Origin of the sequence: Granulicella sp. L56 (assembly GCF_009765835.1) — a bacterium.
Lineage (GTDB): Bacteria > Acidobacteriota > Terriglobia > Terriglobales > Acidobacteriaceae > Edaphobacter.
Map to the genome: position 1 here is coordinate 480193 of NZ_LMUS01000006.1, position 20497 is coordinate 500689.

Genomic DNA, 20497 nt, shown 5'->3' on the forward strand with positions numbered 1-20497 from the left:
AGTCTTTCACGTCTGCAAAACTCCCGGATTGAACCTGGCCACCTCAGCATTCAAGCTAGCCGCCTCCAGAGCCGTCATCAAAATTTTTCTAGTCTGAGCCGGATCAATAATCGCATCAATCCAAAGTCGAGCCGCACCATATCTTGGATCGGCCTGCGCATCATAGGTCGCCTTAATCTCGTCGTACAGAGCCTTCCTGTCAGCATCCGTCAGCACCTTGCCGCCGCGCTCCATCTGCTTCACCCGCACTTCGACCAGAGTATTGGCAGCCGAAGCCCCGCTCATCACCGCATACCGCGCTGTGGGCCACGCAAACAGGAATCGCGGATCGTAAGCCTTGCCGCACATCGCATAGTGCCCTGCCCCAAAGCTGCCGCCGACGATCACCGTGATCTTCGGCACCACGCTTGTGCTCACCGCCGAGACCATCTTCGCCCCGGCACGAATGATGCCGCTCCATTCCGCATCCTTGCCCACCATGAAGCCGTTTACGTCATGCAGGAAGATCAGCGGGACGAGGCTCTGATTGCAATCCATGATGAACCGCGCCGCCTTCTGCGCACTCTCTGTATAGATCACCCCACCAAACTCAGTCCGCTTGCTGCCGTCGAGCGCCGTCTGCTGCTGGTGCACCTTCTGGTTAGCGACGATCCCCACCGCTCGTCCGCCAATGCGCGCATATCCGCATAGCACTGTTCGACCAAAATCAGCCTTGTACTCATCAAACTCGCTACGATCGACGATCCGCGCAATGACCTCGCGCATGTCATAAACATTCGTCGCCGCCTTGGCAGGATCGGGATCGATCAGCCCATACAAATCCTCCGCCGCATACTTCGGCGCGTCTTTCGCAGCGTCATATTCCACGACACTGAATGGAGCCTTCGCGGGCGAGCCAAGCTTACCCACCAGAGAGCGCAACCGAGCAATGCAAAGATGATCGTTCGGCTCCTTGAAGTCCACCGTCCCAGAAATTTCCGAGTGCATCGAAGCGCCACCCAGCTCCTCCGCGCCGGTCTTCTGTCCGATGGCTGCCTGCACCAACGACGGCCCCGCCAGAAAGAGCCCCGAGCCCTCCGTCATCAGCACCGTATCCGTCATCACCGGAAGGTACGCTCCACCGGCCACGCACATCCCCATAATCGCCGTAATCTGCGGCACCCCCAGCGAACTCATCACTGCATTGTTGCGGAAGACCCGGCCAAAGTCGTCGGTATCGGGAAAGACATCTTCCTGCAAGGGGAGGAAAACGCCAGCAGAGTCCACGAGGTACAGCGTGGGGATGCGATTCTCCAGCGCAATCGTCTGAGCGCGCAGCACCTTCTTCGCCGTCATGGGGAAGAACGCACCAGCCTTCACCGTTGCGTCATTGGCGACGATCATGCACAGCCGTCCGCTCACCCGGCCCAGCCCGGTCACCACCCCTGCCGCCGGAGCGCCGCCGTACTCCTCATACATTCCATGCGCCGCCCACAGCCCCAGCTCCAGCAGCTCCGTGCCTTCGTCGAGCAACAGCTTCAGCCGCTCGCGCACCGTCAGCCGCCCCTTGGCATGTTGCGCCTCGGTGGCTTTGGCTCCGCCACCAAGCCGAATCACACCCTCTTCTGTTCGCAGCGCTCCCAACAACGCAAGCAATGCCGTTCGGTTCGCCGCAAACCGAGGGGCCTTCAAATCCAGCTTTGTGGCTAACGCATTTTCAAACTTCAATTCATCCGCCATCACACCATCCACGAAAAACCAGTCAGCATAGCACGATACAGTGTAGGACGATCGATACACTTCTTTGACGAGAACTAAGCCCTCTCAAGCGGTACGATTAAGCTGCCATGACGATGACACCACAACCCGACGACGCTCTCCTCGTCATCGACGTCCAAAACGACTTCATGCCTGGCGGAGCCCTGGCTGTCAACGAAGGCGATCAGATAGTTCCCCTTATCAATGCCCTCGCGCAAAAATTCGACCACGTCATTCTCACTCAGGACTGGCATCCCAGCGCACACATCTCCTTCGCCGCCACGCACAATAAGCAGCCCTTTGAGGCGATTCAAGCCCCCTACGGTCCGCAGACCCTCTGGCCCGAACACAGCCTGCAGAACACCTCCGGCGCAGCCTTCCACCCGAGCCTCGACATTCCCCACGCCGAACTGATCCTGCGCAAAGGCTTTCGCCGCCACATCGACAGCTACTCCGCCTTCCTCGAAAATGACCACTTCACCTCAACCGGTCTTGCCGGGTATCTCCGCGAACGTGGCCTCCAGCGACTCTTCCTCTGCGGCCTTGCCTACGACTTCTGCGTCCGCTTCTCCGCCATCGACGGCACTGTGCTCGGCTTCGAGTGCGTCGTCATCGAGGATGCCACCCGCTCCGTCAAGCTGCCCAACTCCGTCGCCGAGACCAACGCAGCCCTCAGCGCCGCAGGCGTCCAGCGCATCCAGTCGCATCAGATCCTCGCATGAGGAAGCGACCGCAAATCCCGGAATTCCCCTGGATTGAGACCCAGGCGCGCGTCACCGCCTGCAAGTACGAATTCGGAGCAGGGCAAGCCCTCGCCTTCGGTATCCCCACCAGCAAACACTTCCTCATCACCTTCAGCTACTACGCCCACGGTAAGACCTTCACCGGCGAGTTCCGCTCACCCACCTACCTCGAGCAGGGCAAAACCTTCAACATCACCTACAACCCGCTCGCTCCGCAGCAGAACAGCAAGTCCGCAGCCGTTCCCACCACGAAGACCCCGCTCTTTGCTATCGGGATCGCAGGCTCCGTCATCATCTCGCTTATCTGGTTCGCCATGATGCGCGGCTGTCACTAATCGCTCACACCTTCAGAGACAACTCCTGCCAAACCCAACTCTCCAGCGCGGGCCTGCATCGCCCGCAGGCAATTATCCACATGCTCATCCAGCGGAATGCCCAGTAACTCCGCACCGGCTGTCATGTCCTCCCGTTTTACGGCCCGGGCAAATGCCTTGTCCTTCATCTTCTTCTTCACCCCTGCGACCTCAACATCGAGGATCGACTTCGAAGGCTTCACCAGCGCACAGGCTGTCAAAAACCCGGACAGCTCATCGCAGGCAAACAACGCCTTATCCAGATGCGTCTCCGGCTTTACACCCGAGTAGTCCGCATGGGCAAGAATGGCATGCAATACAATCTCCGGCCAGCCCTTCTCGCGCAAATACGCCACTCCGACAAACGGATGCTCCTCAACCGTAGGATGCCGCTCGTAGTCCATATCGTGGAGCAGGCCAGCGCAGGCGTAAAGTTCGGCGAAGTCTCTGGCCTCAACATCCGCAAGCCCAAGCCGGGCAGCCTCTTTCTCTCCATAAGCCTCAGTACAAACCGATACCGCCAACCCATGTTTCCGCAACGATTCGCTCACCGTCCACTGCTGCAAAAGCAGCAACGCCTGCTCTCGCGTAAAACCTTTACTCATCTCACACCTCGCCTTACAAGTTACTGCCTTGATTCCTTTGCGGTTTTTTTAGGCATTTCGCTAATAATCAACGGGTTTCCCCTTGACTGTTCAGTAACCCGGTGTCATTCTAGGCACATCGCACGCCCTGTTATCGGACGTGTGCTGCGGTCCTTGCTCTGGGTCCGCCCGCTACATACAACTATGGCAACCATGATGGCGCCTGTCGAGCAACGTGAGGTATTGCGTTGTGATCATTGCAGCCTGGTGCAGTTTCGCCCGTCGAACGCACTTTGCCGCCGCTGCCACAAGAGTCTCGAGGTTGAGGTGCCCGAACCTGTTCTGGCTCTCAAAATTGTCCCTCCACAACCAGCGCAAGAAGGTGGACTGCAAGTTGCCACAGCCGTTCGTGACCTGCGCCATGTGCGCAATCTGTCGCAACGTCAACTGGCAGCACGCATGAACGTGCCGCGCACCTATATCTCCAAGATCGAGAACGGCAAGGCCATGCCTACGCTGTCCTCGCTCGACCGCCTGGCAAAGGCACTCCAGGTGGATATCTCCACCCTGCTGCGCGACGCTACTAACCGCCATCGCGACGAGACCGCGGTTCTGATGACCGACCCCTTCCTCGCCGAAATTGCAGAGTACACCTCGCAGCTCGACGCCTTGCAGCGGTCGATTTTCCTCAATCACGTCCGCGAGCTCGCCGCCGGACGACGACGCAGCGCGTAAGCCATAGCAGACCTCAGCGGCACATCACACCCTGTCGAAAGGCGTGATGTGCCGCCTCTCCTTCGCCTCACAGACCTCTTCCACAGGCGGCATTCATTGCACACGCTATCTCAGTGTGCTAGCGTCAGTCTTTGCGAGGTTGTTTTGCCGGTACAAGCCACCAATCGAGTCCCCAGCCGCCTTCATGAGCTCTCCGCGGAAGAGCAGACCGTTTATCGGCAGCTCGATCCCACCAAAATCCCCCAGCATGTCGCCATCATTATGGACGGCAATGGCCGCTGGGCGGGCAAACGTGCGCTCAAACGCTTCCTCGGCCACCAGCAGGGCGCAGAGTCCGTGCAGTACGTCGTCGAGACCGCATCGCGCATCGATCTTCCCTTCCTTACCCTCTACGCCTTCTCGCTCGAAAATAACCTGCGCCGCCCCAAGGCCGAGGTCAGCTTCCTGATGAAGCTGCTCAAGAGCTACCTTATCGGCAACGTCAAGCGGATGAACGACAACAACGTCCGCATGGCCTACATCGGCCGCACCCACGATCTCCCGCAAGAGGTGCAGGAGACCATGCAATGGGCCGCCGAGTCCACTGCTAAGAACACCGGCACCGTCCTCACGCTGGCCCTCAACTATGGGGCGCGCTCCGAAATCGTGGACGCCTTCCGCAAAATTCTCACCAATCTCACCACCGAAGCCCATACCCGCGGCTGCTCGGTGGAGGATTTGTTGGGTGCAGGCGCGCTCGATTCGCTCGACGAGCCTAGCATCAGCCGCGCCCTCTACACGGCGCACATGCCCGACCCCGACCTCATCATCCGCACCAGCGGCGAGCAGCGCATCTCCAACTTCCTGCTCTGGCAGATCGCCTACTCCGAGATCTTCGTGACCGACCGTCTCTGGCCCGACTTTCGCGGCATCCATCTCCTCGAAGCCATCGCCAACTACCAGGGGCGCGACCGCCGCTATGGTGGCCTCAACGACACCAACTCCGACGAGAAGATCGACACCCTCGAGTCCGTCTCCGAACTGGAGACAGAAATCGCTACTGAGCTCAATCCCCACGAACTGACACGCCACTAGGGCGGCTAGCCCCAGCAAGAAGCGCCACCTCCACCGGAATCGCACCTCCCCACATGCCTCTTCAGCCGCAGCAATGTATTCTTGCGACTGGACCATGAAACGAATTCTTACCGCTATCGTCTTCGCCGCCGTCGTCTTCGCGCTCATCTTCTTCGGTCAGCTATGGATGATCACCCTCTTCGCGGCCATCATCGCCGAGCTCGCCGCTTACGAATATCTCAAGCTCGCCGCCGTCGGTGCCGAAACTCACGGAGCCCAACTCCGCATCCCCCTCTGGTGGATGACCCTCGGCACAGCACTTGCCTTCGTCGTCACCCTGCCTAACTTCCCCGTCGAGGCACAGCTCCCCGTCCTCAGCGCGTTGACGTTGGCCCTCTTCGCGTGGAACGGCTTCCGCTCCCCTCTTATTCAGGTGCTTCCCGATACGGCGCAGGGACTCTTCGGCCTCATCTACATCGCCTATCCGCTCACCCTCATTCCCCTTATCTGGAAGAAGGAGGATGGAATCGCGCTGGTCATCTTCCTGATGGTCTGCGTCTGGGCTGGGGATATCGCGGCACTCTATGTCGGACGGGCCTTTGGCAAGCACAAGCTCGCCCCGCGCCTCAGTCCCGGCAAAACCTGGGAAGGCTCCGCAGCCAGCATCGTTGGCAGCGTCATCGCAGCCTTCGTCGTCATCTACATCGGCGATGTGCTCACCTCGCGCGGCAACCTGATACTCCACACCTCCGAGCCGATGTGGCAGTCGCTCCTGCTCGCCGCTGTCCTCAACATCGCAGCCCAGCTTGGAGACCTGTTGGAGTCCGCCATCAAGCGCGGAGCCGGGGTCAAAGACTCAGGCACCATGCTCCCCGGCCACGGAGGCATGCTCGACCGCATCGATGCCCTTCTGCTGGCAGCTCCCGTCCTCTGGTTCGTCCTCATCCTCAAAGACGCCTTTGGCATGGGCAGGTTTTAAAGATTTTCTAACCTCCTCAAACAACAAGCGATAGACTGAACGCATCCAATTGCAACGAGTCGGCCACTCACGCGACGATAAGGAGAACGAATGAAAATCAGAAATCTTGTATTGGGAGCTGTGGCAGCAGCGACACTGGTGTTCGTCCCCGGAAGCCTCATTGCGCAGGGACCACCACCGCCGGGATATCGCAACGGACCGCAGGGCTGGGAAAATGCTCCGTCGGGATATCAGCAGGATGTACAGCGCCGCGGTTTCCGCGACGGCATCGAGGGGGCACGCAAAGACTTCGGAAACCATCGCCGCCCCGATGTAAACAATCGCGATGAGTACAAGCGTCCCAGTGTTTCTGGCCGGGATCGCCGCGCCTATCGGGATGCGTTTCGCCGGGGCTATCAAGTGGGAGTTCAACATATCTACGGCGGCGGACGTCGTTGATCGAAGCAGAGAAAAGGAAAAGCCCCGGCCAAAAACCGGGGCTTTTTCCTGAACTCCACCTTTTCCTGAACTCACAAGGTCAAATGAATGGGAGATCTATGTATAAGCTCCATTGTCTGAGAAAATAAGCTTCGTGAAAAAATTAGCAATCCTCGGTTCTACCGGCTCCATCGGTCACAGCACGCTCTCCATCTGCGAGTCCTTTCCCGACCGCTACCAAGTCATCTCATTGGCCGCAGGCCAAAACGTTGAAGCAGCCTTGGCTCAGTGCGTCCGCTGGCGACCGAAGGTCATCTCCATCGCCACAGAGGAGCTGGCAGCCGAGCTTCAAAGCCGCCTCAAGGCCGCGGGTATCAACGGCATCGAAGTCGTCCACGGCACTCCAGGAACCATCCACGTCGCTACGCTCCCCGAAGTAGACTTCGTCGTCTCCGCCATCGTCGGCGTAGCGGGACTCGAAGCCACCTACGCCGCCGTCTGCGCGGGCAAGACCATCGGCCTCGCCAACAAGGAGTGCCTCGTAGCCGCGGGCGAGCTCATTATCGCCGCAGCGAAGGAGCACAACGTAGCCCTGCTCCCCATCGACTCCGAGCACAACGCCGTCCACCAGGCCATGCGCGGAGGCACGCCCGCCGAGGTCAAGCAGATCTGGCTCACTGCCTCAGGCGGTCCATTCCGCAACACCCCGCTCGCCGACTTCGAGCACATCACGCCCGCACAGGCGCTCAAGCATCCCACCTGGGTCATGGGCCAGCGCATCACCATCGACTCGGCCACCATGATGAACAAGGGCTTCGAGGTCATCGAGGCCTGCCGCCTCTTCAACCTGCCCCCGGCGCAGGTCCGCACCACCATCCACCCCCAGTCCACCGTGCACTCCCTGGTTGAGTTCGTCGACGGCAGCATTCTCGCCCAGATCTCGGTCACCGATATGCGCCTACCTATCCTCTACGCTTTGGCCTACCCCGAGCGCGTCGCCGTCTCCGAAAAAGACAACCTCACCTTTGACCTGGCTACGCTGAGTCAGCTCGATTTCTCGCAGCCCGACCTCACCCGTTTCCCCTGCCTTCGCCTCGCCTACGAAGCCGCCGAAGCGGGTGGCAAAGCGCCCATCGCCCTCAACGCCGCCGACGAGATCGCCGTCGCCGCCTTCCTCAATCCCGACCCCGCCAAGGCCATCCCTTTTATGGGTATTCCGCGTACAATTGAAGATGTGCTGATCGAAACCTCCGGCCCGCGTCCGACCACCATCCAGCAAGTGCTGGAGGCAGACCTTGCCGCGAGAGAGTGTGCACGCGAAGTGATCGCCCGGCAGTTCACCGGCACTTCTCGAAATCGGTAACCCACAACTTTCCCTATCAGCAACGAGGTCTCCACTCTTCCATGTCGACAGTCATTCAGCTTGCCATCGTCCTTGGCATCATGGTTCTGGTGCACGAACTCGGGCACTTTATCGTCGCCAAGCTCTGCCGCGTGCGCGTCGAAGTCTTCTCCATCGGCTTCGGCACCCGCCTCTTCGGCTTCAAGCGTGGCGACACCGACTACCGCCTCAGCCTTCTCCCCCTTGGCGGCTACGTCAAGATGTCGGGTGAGATGCCCGGCGAGACCAAGAGCGACGATCCCGGCGAACTGGAGAACCATCCCCGCTGGCAGCGCGTCCTCATCGCCCTTGCTGGCCCCTTTTTCAACTTCCTGCTCGCCATCGCCTTGATGACCGGCGTCTACATGGTTCACAACGAGGTGCAGGCTTACCTCAACGGACCGGCCCACGTCGATTACGTCTCCCTCAATACCCCTGCCGCGCGCACCGGCATTCAGAGCGGCGACACCGTCGTCCACTACGACACTGTCGAAAACCCGACATGGGACCAGTTAGCCATCCGCTCCCTGTTGAACCTCAACCAGAACATCGCCTTCTCCTACGTCCACAACGGCCAGCGAACCAATACCAAATTCTTCGTTGAAGCTAAAGGTGGCGCGGAGAATTTCGCTCTCGACGATCTGGGTTTGACCCCTCTCATGCAGGACGCGCCGATTCAGGTCAGCAGCCTCGACGGCGAGGAGAAGCTTCCGGCCGTACGCGCCGGAATGAAGCCCGGAGACCAGTTAGAATCCATCGACGGAATCCATCTTCACTCCGTCTATTCCCTGCACGCCTACCTGCAGGACAACGGCGGCAAGCCGGTCTCTCTCGTGATCGGCCGTAACGGAGCCACTCTTCCTATCAACCTCACTCCAGTCCTCGGAGATGCAGGAGACGGTACAAAGTATTACCAACTCGGCTTCCTCCCCGTTCCGCCTCCAGTCAAGGTTGAGCGCCTTCCCTTCGGACAAGCTGTAGTCGCCTCTTGGAAGTTCAACAAGAAAGGCTCCATGCTGATCGTCGAAGTCCTCAAGCGCATGTTCACGCGCCAGGTCTCGGTGCGCAGCCTGAGCGGTCCCATTGGCATCGGCCAGCAGATCCACGAGGCCGTCGGCATGCCCGGCTGGATGCCTATTATTGGCCTGATGGCCTACATTTCGCTTAATCTAGGCATCTTCAACCTGCTGCCCATCCCCATCCTTGACGGCGGCATGATCCTCTTCCTCATCATCGAGAGCATCATTCGCCGCGACGTCAATCAGCAGTTCAAAGAGCGTGTCTACCAGGTGGCCTTCGTCTGCATCATCCTCTTCGCAGCCTTCGTCATCTTCAACGACATCACCAAGCTTTCCCTCTTCACCAAAGTCAAACCGTAAGTTGTCTTTGCCACTGAAATTACTTTGTCACCCTCTTGTCTTTGCTTTTGGGATTAGCGTGGGGCTTTAGCTGTGGTGTCTCAACAGGTTGTTGACATCGAGTCCTGAACGGCTGATTGGTGGTGCCTGGTTGAGGCTAGCATGCGGCCTGTGCCAGTTGTACTGGTGGGTCCATGGTTTGAGTGAGGCTGCGCGCTCGGCGGAGTTCTCGTATCTGCGAGCGTAGGCCCATTCCCGGATGACTGTTTGGATGAAGCGCTCGGCCTTTCCGTTGGTGCGCGGCGTGTAGATGCGAGTTCGCTTGTGAGTGATGCCGAGATCGCGGCATGCGTTGGCGAAGTGGTGCGCGTAGAAGCAGGACCCGTTGTCGGTGAGCACGCGCCGGGTGGTGATGCCGAAGCGCTGGAACCAGGTTGTGGCTTCGTTGAGGAAGGCGGCTGACGAGTTGGCTGTCTCGTCCGGATAGAGCGCCGTGTAGGCGATGCGCGAGTGGTCGTCGATGGCGACGTAGAGGAACTCCCAGCCTGCGCCGCGGGTCTCGTCGCGCGGATCTCCGGTGATGCGATGGCCAGCCTTGACGATGCGGGCGAACTTCTTGATGTCGAGGTGCAGCAGGTCGCCCGGAGCGTCATGCTCATAGCGCACCACGGGCACGTATGGCTCCAGATGCCGCGCCTTGTTGAGCCTGAGCCGTTGAAGGATGCGGCTGACCGTAGCCCGGCTCAGCCCGGTGGCCTGCGCGATCCGCACGCCTGTCCAGCGTTCCCGGCGAAGGCTCTCCACACGAACGATCTGCTCGGAACAGACTGGATGGCGTACCCGGTGGGGACGCGAGCTGCGGTCGGCAAGAGCAGCCATGCCGCCCTCGCGATACCGCCGGACCCACTTGGCCGCCGTCTGGCGGCTGATCTTGTGCTCGGCTGACGCCTCGCACAAGCCCAGCCGCCCCTCCACCACAGCACGACACATCGGCTCTCGACCATGCACCCTCAAACGGGCATGATGGTGATAGTCCATCTGACCTCCGAAAAAACTTATTGCTCGCACAATCAGCTTCTTCGTTCTCGGTCAGATGGACAACAACCTATTGAAACTTCACATTTAGCCCCATGGTTTGCCGCAATGGGTCGTAGGGCTAAAGCCCTACGCTAATCCCAAACGACGGATCTTTCAGTTATCTTTACGCTGAAGCCTGCAACTCAGCCACAATCTCTCCAACAGCCTTCCGCGCCTCGTCCTCACTGTCAGGAGGGAAACTGATCGCCCCCACCCGAGCATGGCCGCCCCCGCCATAACGCTCGCAGATCGCCGCAAGATTTGCCAACTCATCGGACGTCTTCTTCGTCCACGGATTCGTTCCCACAGAGACCTTCGTCCTGAAACTGGACTTGCTCAATCCCACGTTGTACGTCCCCTCGGGAAGTAAATAGTAGGGAATAAATTTGTTGTATCCCTCCGTAGGCTGATCGGTAATGTCGAACGTGATCACGCCCTTGTCCACCGTCGCCCGCGAACGAATCAGTTCAATCGCAGCCCGGTGGCGCTCCATCAACGGTCCCAACAGCACCTGCACAAACTCCTGATCGAGCACCGCCTGTAACGGCATCTCTGTCAGCAGCGGAATCAGTCGCTGCACCAGATTGTCGTCAGTAGAACTCTCAATCACCATGGTCAATTTCATCGCCGGAGCAGCCATCTCCACGGCAGCCTGCGCGCTCTCGTACTTTGCACCATCGACGATGTTTGCCCACTTGATCAGCTCCCCCAGAGGCGCTGTGTCAAACCCGAAATTGAGCTGCGCGATATCGGCGATCAGGCTTGTGCACGAAATATAGTTCGGGTCATAAAACTTCCGCATCCGCTCAGAGCCGTCGGTCTGTCCCCGCTCAAAATCCTTCTGGTCATCCGGCGTAAGAAACGCGCTCAGGTGATGATCGAACCACCACGTCACCTTGGGCGAAGCTGAATATTTAAAATCGACAATCGCATTCTCGCCATCGACAAACTCGCCCTCATCGAACAGCGCTCCCGCCCGATGCACCAGCCCTCGATAGTCATATTGGTCGCCGCCGCCGATGCACTCTTTATGAAATCGCGTAAACACCGACGCCGAGCAGGCCCCATCGAAACATTTATCGTGATAAAAAATCCGGCAATTCAAGCAGCATCTCCTATGAACCTCTAAGTCTAACTCGCTACAGCCGCGCCACCTGATATCTGCTCTCTTCCAGATCAAATTCCCGCTCCATCGTTCGCAGAACATCGTCGCTGATGCGCCCCTCGTCGCGCAGCCGAATGATCGCTCGCCGTTCCGCCTGCACCGCCCCTTCGCCAGCCTCAATTACCTGCCGGTACGTCTGCGAGCCATGTCCATGAGCGTCTTCCCCATGCCCCGACTCGACCTCCGCCAGCCGGTGCTGGTACCGGTCCAGCAGATCATCGAAGGCGTGAAAGTACGCATCCCCACAGTTCTTCCTTCCCTCCTCCAGATACGCAATCGCCTCTTGCAGCGCGATCTTGCGCGCCTCTCGCTCCTCCACGCTCATTCCCGTGGCCCCTGCCAACCCAAGCACACGAATCAGCGACGGCAACGTCAACCCCTGTACGACCAGCGTCACCAGAATCACGCAAAAGGCCAGAAACACAATCAGGTTTCTCGGCCCAAATGTCCTTCCGTCGCCCAGCACCTCCGGTACCGAGATCGCCGCCGCCAACGCCACCACGCCCCGCATCCCAGTCCACCCAATCACAAAAACATCACGCGCACCCGGCGGCTTTTCCCCATGGCCCGACCATCGCCGCAGCAGATAAGCCATCTTCACCGCAGGAAAGACCCAGACCACCCGCAGCACAATCAGAATCACGCTGAAGATTGCGCCATACTCCAGCAGTGTCACCATGCCATACGCGCCGCGAATGCCCGCCAGCACATAAGGCAGTTGCAACCCAATCAGCACGAACACCAGACCATTCAGAATGAAGGTCAAAGCGTCCCATACCCCCATCACCTGAATGCGCACACCCGGCGAAAAGAAGGTCGCACTCTTACGGCTCAGATAAAGTCCGCACGCCACCACCGCCAGCACGCCAGAAGCGCGTATATGCTCGCCTGCCAGATAGGCGGCATAGGGCACAACAACGCTCACCACAATCTCTACCGGCCCGTCGTCGATGAACTTCTCCAGCCATCCCACAACTACGCCGATCAGCAAACCGACCCCAACACCACCGACGATCAGATACAGCAGCCGGAGAATTCCGCCACCCACCGACGGCGTCTCGCCCCGCATAATGATGCTCAACCCAAGTTCGAGCGCCAGCAGGCCCGTCGCATCGTTCAGCAGGCTCTCTCCCTCCAGAATGTCGACAATGCGCCGCGGCAGCCCAATCGACCGCGCAATGGAAGTCGCCGCAATCGCATCGGTCGTCGCTACCACTGCGCCCAGCAGAAATCCAGCCTTCCAGTCCAGTGCGGTAATAAAGTGCTCGGAAACTACAGCGACGCCCCACACCGTGAAGCCCACCAGCCCCACCGCCAGCAGCGAGATCAGCACAAGGTTATGGCGAAACTCCCGCCACGACGTACCCCACGCCGCCGAGTAAAGCAGCGGCGGCAGAAAGATCAGGAACACAAGGCTGGGATCCAGCGGTACCCGTGGCATGTGCGGAACAAAACTAATGACCAGCCCCGCCAACACCAGCACAATCGGATAAGGCACCTTCAACCGGTGCGCTATCACCGCAAACACCGCCACCATAATCAGCAGCAGCAGAATCACCGTCTCTAGCGCATGAAGACCCGTTCCTGAAGGCATCCAATCGACCTCCTTTCCTCAAAGCTGCGAAGTGCCCAACTTGCCTGTGTCCAATACCTCCGAGCATATCAGCGCGTCGGCCCGTCTCGACACCCCATCAAGCGCAGCATTTAGACTTTGAATCAGCACATGAACTCCTACGATCCAGTCCCAACCGATCCTGCTCTGCTCGCCCGCCGCTTCCCCAACGAGAATCCCACGCCAAAAAGCGACCGTGCCACACGCCTTCGCCGCATTCTTCTCCTCATCATTGCCATCGCCGTCCCCCTGGTCATCCTCCTCGCCGCCGCTGCCTTCCTCGGCGGACGCTACTGGACCCGCCATGCCCTGCGCGATTCCCTGCCACAGATAGACGGCACCCTTTCCATCGCTGGCCTCTCCGCCCCCGTCACCGTCCAGCGCGACACCCGCGGCGTCCCCCACATCCACGCCGCCACGCTCAGTGATCTTGTCGTCGCGCAAGGCTTCGTCACCGCGCAGGACCGGCTCTGGCAGATGGATATCCTCCGCCGCCACGCTGCCGGAGAGCTGGCCGAAATCCTCGGGCCGAGCCTCGTTCCCCACGATCGCGCCCAGCGCATCCTGCAGGTTCGCGCCTCTGCTGACCGCGCCGTCGCGAGCCTCCCACCCGACCAGCTCCACTGGCTGCAGCTCTACGCCCAGGGCGTCAATGCCTCCATCGCAGCGCAAAGCGCGCACCTCCCCATCGAGTTTCGTATCCTCCGCTACCAGCCCGAACCGTGGACGCCGCGCGACTCCATCCTTGTCGGCCTCGCCATGTTTCAGGACCTCACCAACACCTTCCCGCAGAAGCTCAACCGCGAAGCCCTCTCCGCGAAACTACCGCCTGAACTCCTCGCCGACCTCTATCCTGTAGGCTCCTGGCGCGACCACCCACCCACTCAACCCGCCATTGACCTCACCAACCCACCCGCCGACTTCGACGATATCCCCCTCGACGAGTCCCAAAGCAAACTAACCCACCCCGCCACAAAACCAGATGAAACCACAAAACCGGGTGCGGGTGCCCCATATCTGGCAGCCTCATCGCCAGATGTGGGTTCGTCTAAACTCACGACTTCAACCGGAGACCTCTTAGCCCTCCAGAAAATCCTCTCCACCAATCCCTGCGAAGGCTGCATCGCCGGTTCCAATAACTGGGCCGTCTCGGGAACCCGCACCGCCTCCGGCAAGCCACTCCTCTCAAATGACATGCATCTCAACCACAGCGTCCCCGGCGTCTGGTACGAGGCTGACCTCCAGTCCACGGGCGACAACTTTCACGCTGCCGGAGTCACCCTTCCCGGCTATCCCTTCGTCATCGTCGGCCACAACGACCACATCGCCTGGGGCTTTACCAACCTCGGCGCCGACGTGCAGGACATCTACATCGAGCACCTTCGCGGCAGCGGCTCCACAGCCGAATACGAGTCCCCCGGAAACATCTGGCACCCCGTCCTTCATCAACGCGAAGTCATCCATGTTCTCCACCACAGCGACGTCATCCTCGATGTAGCCGCCACACAACACGGCACTACCGCTACTCCCCTCATCTCCTCCATCTTCCCCAAAGAAAACCGTGCCCTTTCGCTCCGCTGGACCATCTACGATCCCGCCAACATCACCACTTCGTTCCTCAATATCGACTCCGCCGTTGACTGGCCTTCCTTCACCGCAGCCTTCTCCACCTTCGGAGGTCCGGCTCAAAACGTCGTCTTCGCCGACGACCACGGCAACATCGGCTACCATGCCGTAGGAAAGATCCCCATCCGTGGCAGCATCACGCAGCCAACCGCGCTTAGCCCCGTACCCACCGACGCGCTCGACGCAACCCACGACTGGGAAGGCTACATTCCCTTCGACCAGCTTCCCCAATCCTTCGACCCTCCCGGCGGCGTCCTCGCCACCGCCAACGCTCGCGTCACGCCTGACGGCTATCCCTTTCCCATTACCCTCAACTGGGGTGCACCTTATCGCAACGAGCGCATCTGGAAGGTACTCAGCTCCCGCGACCACCTCACCCCAGCGGACATGCTCGCCCTCCAGACCGATGTCTACTCCGACCTCGATCACGTCATCGCCCAGCGCCTCGCCTACGCCATTGACCACTCGACGACAAAAGACAGACGCATCCGCCAGGCCGCCGACATCCTGCGCAAGTGGAACGGCAACGTAGATATCAACGCCTCTGCACCGGCCATCGTCGACGCCACTCGCGACGCGCTCTGGCCGCTGCTCCTCAATCCTCACCTCGGCCCGCACCCAGGCGACATCGCCCAGCTCTACACCTGGAACGAAAAGCCCTACGCCGAAGAGCAGCTCATCATGCACACCCCAGCTCGCTGGCTTCCTGCCCACTACGCCAACTGGGACGAGTTTTTTACCGCAGCCGTAGCCCAGGGCCTCTTTGAGGCCCACTCACCCTTCGACCTCAGTAAATGGCAGTACGGCAAGTCGCATCCCGTATACATAGAGCATCCTCTCTTCGCGCAATCACCGCTGCTGCGGCGCCTCATCGGAGTCCCCACCGGAACCGGCGCACAGCCGCAGAGCGGCGACACCACCACGGTCAAACAGGTAGGCCGCAGCTTCGGCCCCTCTGAGCGCTTCACCGCCGACCTCTCCAACCTCGATAACTCCACCCTCAACATCGTCCTTGGTGAATCCGGCAATCCCGCCAGCCCCTGGTTCATGGACCAATGGCCCGCCTGGTACAAGGGCACAACCTTCACGCTGCCCTTCAGCAAAACCTCCATAGACAACGCAGCAACGCATACACTCACTCTTACCCCGCAATGACATTCCCGTCACGAAATCGGGACTCCCAACAAGACGGGGGTCCCCTCTTCGCGACCGCCCCATCGCCACTACGGTGGATTCATCTCCACCATCTAATCCTCCCGCTTGCTGCCTTCCTCGCCGTTCTTCCACTCATCCTGAAAGGCTGCTCGTGCGGCCACGATTTCAACTTCCACCTCCTCAACTGGATGGAAGCCGCCCGCCAGTTCACCCACGGCAACCTGCATCCCCACTGGGCCTTCAGCCCCGCCTACAACGCAGGCGAGCCTCGCTTTGTCTTCTATCCACCCCTCTCGTGGACCCTCGGTGCCATCCTCGGCTTCCTCATGCCGTGGTCGTGGACGCCGATTGTCTACACATGGCTGGCCCTTACCGCCGCCGGTCTTGCTCTCTATCGCCTCGCCCGCGAATTCTCCACCGCCAATGCCGCTCTCATCGCCGCAGCTTTCTACCTCGTCAATCCCTACACCCTCTTCACCGCGTACGAGCGCACCGCTTACGCCGAGCTTCTCGCCGCAGCCTGGATACCTCTCCTGCTCCTTGGCATCCTCCGCAAAAGAGTCACGATCCCCGGCATCGCTATTCCGGTAGCTCTCCTCTGGCTCACCAACGACCCCGTCGCCGTCATGGGCTGCTATACCCTCGCCCTGCTCACTTTCATCCGCATCTTTACGACGAACTCGATTCCAAACACTCAATCTGACCAACACCAACCAACCAGCCGACTCCAACTCGCCGCTACCTCTGTGGTCGGAGCCATCCTCGGACTCGGCCTAGCATCCTTCTATCTCGTACCGGCTGTCTACGAGCGCCGCTATGTTCAAATTGCTGCAATCTTCGCCGCCGGAACTCATATCGAGAACCACTTTCTCTTCCATCACACCGCGAATCCAGCCCACAATGCCATCATTAACACTGCTTCGTTCATCGCGATCGCCCTGCTTCTGCTCACCGCCGCCGCCATTGCAACGGCAGCCCACCATTCTTCACCGCCAAAAGAGCGAGAAGCACGTCCTCCAACCAATCTCCTCATCCTGCTCGCTACCCTCACCATCGTCATTGCGTTCCTGCTCGCATCGATCTCCAACCCCATCTGGCAACACCTTCCGGAACTGCGCTTCCTTCAGTTCCCCTGGCGTCTCCTCACTATCCTTGCCGCCGTCCTCAGCCTCGCTCTAGCTCTCGCACTTGCATCCCTGAAGATCAGAACCATCCCCGCCGTAGCTTTATCCCTTGCACTGGCCGCACTTCTTGCCTTCCCCGGTTTCCATCTCTTTCGCCAGCAATGTTCCCCAGAGAGAAGCGTGGTCGGCACCATCGCACGCTTCCGCGCCAACACCGGAACAGCGGCCAACAACGAATACACTCCCATCGCAGCCAGCAACCAATCACTGAGCCACACCAACCCACCCTTCTGGCTCCTTCCAAACCAGCCCGCCGACGCCAACACAAGCGCCCCCGCCAACTCCACTCCAGGCTCTGCCCCCACAAGCCTTACCCTGAACTCCCCCCAGCCGCAGATTCTCGTTCTCAACCTCCGCGATTACCCCGCATGGCGCCTCACCCTCAACCAGACCATCCTCACCATCCACCTCCAACGCAGCGACGGCCTCATCGCCATTCCGATCCCCGCAGGCTTCAACCACATCGCGATCACTTACAGCCGCAACCTCGACCAAACCCTCGGCGACATCCTCACCCTCCTCTCTCTCGCCCTTCTTTTATTGATCCTCCGCCCCAAGCCCTACCCCGCTGCCTAAGCCTCAGTACCCACTCGTGATTTATCATCAAGCCTCAATGAACTTCACGGTACAATCCCTGCTTCACTCCGGCGTTGAGCTCACCGATGCCGCCCTCGAACGCCTGCTGCCCTCGCCCGACACCCTGCCCCACTCCATCCACCGCGCCATGCGGCACAGCACCTTTGCTGGGGGCAAGCGCCTCCGCCCCATCCTCTGCATGGAAGCCGCACGCATGGTCAGCGGCGAGACCGAGATCCCCGAGGGCGCAGCCAATCTCGGCGCGGCACTCGAGATGCTGCACACCTACTCCCTCATTCACGACGATCTCCCCGCGCTCGACAACGACGACCTCCGCCGCGGCCAACCCACCTGCCATGTCGTCTTCGGCGAAGCCATCGCCATCCTCGCCGGCGACGCCCTCCAGACCCTCGCCTTCCAGACCCTCGCCTCTCTATCGTCGCCACCCTCCACGACCGTCGCCATCCTCAGCGAAGTCTCCCTCGCCATCGGCACCGGAGTAGGCGCAAACAGTCCACTTCCCCCCGGCATGATCGGCGGTCAGGTTGTCGATATCGAATCTGAGGGCAAGCCTCCCACCGCCGAGCTGGTCGAATCCATCCACCGCGCCAAAACCGGCGCACTCATCACCGTCAGCATCGTAGCCGGAGGCCTCTACGGCTCCCAGACCAAGCCCTCCAGCGATACCATCACCCGCCTCCGCACCTTCGGCGAAAGGGCTGGCCTCGCCTTCCAGATCGTCGACGACGTCCTCGATATGACCCAGAACTCCGCCCAACTCGGCAAGACCGCAGGCAAGGACACCGCCAGCATCAAGGCCACCTGGCCCGCCGTCTACGGCATCGAGCGCTCGCTCCACGACGCCAAAGAGCTCATCGCCGATGCCTTCGCCGCCCTCGCTCCCTTCGGCCCCACCGCGAACCCGCTCAAGGCCCTCGCCAACTACCTCGTAGAGCGCAAACATTAATACCGCCGCAAATCCGGGTGCCCCATGTCCCGACTCTGGGACGTGGGCATCGCGCACAGCGCGACCGCCTTTATTATCATCGACACAGATGCTCACTGAAGCCGAAATTCTCACCGCACTGCGCGACTGCTACGACCCCGAACTCCCCTGCAACATCGTCGATCTCGGCCTCGTACGCGCCATCGCCCTCGCTCCCGATACCGAAGCCCCCGGCGCAGGCATCCCCGGTGTCCCGCAAAAACATCGCCTCCAGATCGATCTCATCCTCACCCATCCCAGCGAAGACGCCGAGGCCCAGCTTCGCGCTCAGATCGCCAACCGCCTCGCCGGTCTCGAGACGGTCAGCCAGACCACCATCACTATTCAGGCAGAACCCGCATGGAGTCCAGCCAATATCACTTCAGCCGGACGCAGAATCCTCGGCCTCGACGGCAATCCCAGCTTGATCCAAATCCGCTAGACCATGAGCAAAAAGCCTATTCCCATCCGCCCGCGCGACCTGCTCAAAGCAACCTCCATCCCCATCCATCCCTTCGACCAGATTCACGGCGTAGAGACCAGCGGCCTCGTCCCCGCCGCCAACCTCGTCACCGGCCACCCCAACGACGAGCACGTCACCGCCTACTACGGCGTAGCACCCAGCATCCTTCGCATCCTCATTGATCTCTGGCGCGAGACCCCGCCGCCTGAGCCCATCCACAGCTACACCTTTATCGACATCGGGGCAGGCAAAGGCCGGGCGATGCTGGTGGCCAGCGAGCTTCCCTTCCGCCAGGTCATCGGCATCGAGCTAAATCCACAGATGGTCACTACGGCACGCCAGAACATCGAGCACTGGCAACAATCCCACACTGACGACTCCACTGCCCAACGGTTGGCCCCCATTCAACTCCTTGAACAGGACGCTCTCACCTTCGACTTCCCTTCCACTCCGGCGCTGGTCTTCCTCTTCCATCCCTTTGAGGCACCCGTCCTGAAGCAGCTTCTCCGCCGCATCGAAACCCAGTTCGCCAAGCGCTCCGGCACGCTCGACATCCTCTACGTCAACGCCGAGTGCCGCACCGTCCTGGACAAACATCCAGCCTTTACCCGGCTCTTCAACGGCCCGGTCGCCATGTCCCCCGAAGACCACGCAGCAGACCTCGCAGCCATCGCCCAGCAGGAAGAATATGGATCGACCGGCGACGAAGAGTGCGCCATCTACCGCTATATCGGTCGCGCCATCAAACCAGAGATTTAGCGCCCCTGCTCCACGTCTCGCACCTATCCCAACTACGCCTACAAAACACGTCATCTCGACCGAAGCGCAGCGTAGTGGAGAGACCCCTGTATTTCTCCTCTACTCCCGCCAGCGAACGATCAAGCCGCGTTCATCGCCCTCGCCATGTTCCATGGCGATCTCCCCATCCGCCAGCTTCACCACACTCTCGAACCGCTCGCCCCACTCCACCAGCACCAGAGCATTCGGTTCGGCGACCATCTCTTCGAGCCCCAGCACCGCAATCTGCTCCTCCGTCTCCAGCCGATAAAGGTCCAGATGAAAGAGGTGGACCTTGGGCCCGTCATATTCATGCACCAGCGTAAACGTCGGACTGGTTACGTCCTCCTCGTACGCCGCACCCAGCGCGCGCGCAATTCCCTTCACCAGAGTCGTCTTACCCGCCCCAACCTCACCACTCAAGATCACCAGCTTGGGAGGCCGCAGCATCTCCGCCAGCGTCTCTCCCAGTGCCAGCGTCCCCTCCACCGACCGCGTCCTGAAGCGCTTCTCCCGCAACTTCTCTTTCGTATTCAT

The 20497-nt window shown here is 60.2% G+C and carries 19 protein-coding genes; 13 read left to right on the forward strand and 6 right to left on the reverse strand.

The genetic code is table 11. The features are described from left to right. Positions 1-6 precede the first annotated feature (6 nt). The gene (locus GSQ81_RS09840) at positions 7-1719 is read right to left on the reverse strand and encodes an acyl-CoA carboxylase subunit beta (protein WP_158910591.1); all 1713 of its coding nucleotides are present in this window, start codon (positions 1717-1719) and stop codon (positions 7-9) included. Positions 1720-1826: 107 nt separating this feature from the next. Here GSQ81_RS09840 and pncA point away from each other — a divergent pair, with 107 nt between their 5' ends. Together pncA and GSQ81_RS09850 are read left to right on the forward strand one after the other, a co-directional pair. Then, positions 1827-2459 carry a bifunctional nicotinamidase/pyrazinamidase gene (pncA, locus tag GSQ81_RS09845; protein WP_174237961.1) on the forward strand — a complete coding sequence of 211 codons (633 nt, stop codon included), beginning with the start codon at positions 1827-1829 and terminating at the stop codon, positions 2457-2459. After that, a complete protein-coding gene (locus GSQ81_RS09850; protein WP_158910592.1) occupies positions 2456-2815 on the forward strand; it encodes a hypothetical protein in 360 nt (119 codons plus the stop codon). Before pncA ends, GSQ81_RS09850 begins: the two co-directional genes overlap by 4 nt. On the opposite strand, the gene GSQ81_RS09855 is transcribed toward GSQ81_RS09850, so the two are convergent. Then, entirely contained in the window at positions 2812-3438 is a 627-nt protein-coding gene (locus tag GSQ81_RS09855; RefSeq protein WP_158910593.1) for an HD domain-containing protein, read from the reverse strand. The two genes, GSQ81_RS09850 and GSQ81_RS09855, sit on opposite strands and share 4 nt — an antisense overlap. Positions 3439-3744: 306 nt before the next feature. On the opposite strand from GSQ81_RS09855, the gene GSQ81_RS09860 reads away from it, so the two are divergent. The 6 genes from GSQ81_RS09860 to rseP all read left to right on the forward strand — a co-directional run bounded on the left by GSQ81_RS09860 (position 3745) and on the right by rseP (position 9361). After that, entirely contained in the window at positions 3745-4152 is a 408-nt protein-coding gene (locus GSQ81_RS09860; RefSeq protein ID WP_254060106.1) for a helix-turn-helix domain-containing protein, read from the forward strand. A gap of 144 nt (positions 4153-4296) precedes the next feature. Next, entirely contained in the window at positions 4297-5226 is a 930-nt protein-coding gene (locus GSQ81_RS09865) for an isoprenyl transferase (protein WP_158910595.1), read from the forward strand. A 94-nt stretch (positions 5227-5320) separates the two neighbouring features. Then, entirely contained in the window at positions 5321-6184 is an 864-nt protein-coding gene (locus GSQ81_RS09870) for a phosphatidate cytidylyltransferase (protein WP_158910596.1), read from the forward strand. A gap of 90 nt (positions 6185-6274) precedes the next feature. Further along, entirely contained in the window at positions 6275-6622 is a 348-nt protein-coding gene (locus GSQ81_RS09875) for a hypothetical protein (protein ID WP_158910597.1), read from the forward strand. A gap of 133 nt (positions 6623-6755) precedes the next feature. Further along, the gene (locus GSQ81_RS09880; RefSeq protein ID WP_158910598.1) at positions 6756-7964 is read left to right on the forward strand and encodes a 1-deoxy-D-xylulose-5-phosphate reductoisomerase; all 1209 of its coding nucleotides are present in this window, start codon (positions 6756-6758) and stop codon (positions 7962-7964) included. Between the two features lie 41 nt (positions 7965-8005). After that, positions 8006-9361: an RIP metalloprotease RseP gene (gene rseP, locus GSQ81_RS09885; RefSeq protein ID WP_158910599.1), complete on the forward strand. Its 1356-nt coding sequence runs from the start codon at positions 8006-8008 to the stop codon at positions 9359-9361. 66 nt (positions 9362-9427) lie between these two features. Here rseP and GSQ81_RS09890 read toward each other — a convergent pair whose 3' ends face one another. The 3 genes from GSQ81_RS09890 to GSQ81_RS09900 all read right to left on the reverse strand — a co-directional run bounded on the left by GSQ81_RS09890 (position 9428) and on the right by GSQ81_RS09900 (position 13176). Next, entirely contained in the window at positions 9428-10378 is a 951-nt protein-coding gene (locus tag GSQ81_RS09890; protein WP_158910600.1) for an IS481 family transposase, read from the reverse strand. Between the two features lie 163 nt (positions 10379-10541). Further along, positions 10542-11522: a DHH family phosphoesterase gene (locus GSQ81_RS09895; protein WP_158910601.1), complete on the reverse strand. Its 981-nt coding sequence runs from the start codon at positions 11520-11522 to the stop codon at positions 10542-10544. 34 nt (positions 11523-11556) lie between these two features. After that, positions 11557-13176, reverse strand: coding sequence for a Na+/H+ antiporter (locus tag GSQ81_RS09900; RefSeq protein WP_158910602.1), 1620 nt, complete (start codon positions 13174-13176; stop codon positions 11557-11559). Positions 13177-13305: 129 nt separating this feature from the next. On the opposite strand from GSQ81_RS09900, the gene GSQ81_RS09905 reads away from it, so the two are divergent. The 5 genes from GSQ81_RS09905 (at position 13306) to GSQ81_RS09925 (ending at position 19942) form a co-directional block, all read left to right on the forward strand. After that, positions 13306-15975 carry a penicillin acylase family protein gene (locus GSQ81_RS09905; RefSeq protein WP_158910603.1) on the forward strand — a complete coding sequence of 890 codons (2670 nt, stop codon included), beginning with the start codon at positions 13306-13308 and terminating at the stop codon, positions 15973-15975. A gap of 188 nt (positions 15976-16163) precedes the next feature. Continuing rightward, complete coding sequence (locus GSQ81_RS09910; RefSeq protein WP_158910604.1) at positions 16164-17735, forward strand: hypothetical protein; 1572 nt, start codon at positions 16164-16166, stop codon at positions 17733-17735. 37 nt (positions 17736-17772) lie between these two features. After that, a complete protein-coding gene (locus GSQ81_RS09915; RefSeq protein WP_158910605.1) occupies positions 17773-18702 on the forward strand; it encodes a polyprenyl synthetase family protein in 930 nt (309 codons plus the stop codon). An 88-nt stretch (positions 18703-18790) separates the two neighbouring features. Beyond that, positions 18791-19162: a metal-sulfur cluster assembly factor gene (locus GSQ81_RS09920; RefSeq protein ID WP_158910606.1), complete on the forward strand. Its 372-nt coding sequence runs from the start codon at positions 18791-18793 to the stop codon at positions 19160-19162. 3 nt (positions 19163-19165) lie between these two features. Then, a complete protein-coding gene (locus GSQ81_RS09925; RefSeq protein WP_158910607.1) occupies positions 19166-19942 on the forward strand; it encodes a class I SAM-dependent methyltransferase in 777 nt (258 codons plus the stop codon). Between the two features lie 99 nt (positions 19943-20041). On the opposite strand, the gene tsaE is transcribed toward GSQ81_RS09925, so the two are convergent. Beyond that, positions 20042-20497, reverse strand: a complete 456-nt coding sequence (gene tsaE / locus GSQ81_RS09930) for a tRNA (adenosine(37)-N6)-threonylcarbamoyltransferase complex ATPase subunit type 1 TsaE (protein ID WP_158910608.1) — start codon at positions 20495-20497, stop codon at positions 20042-20044.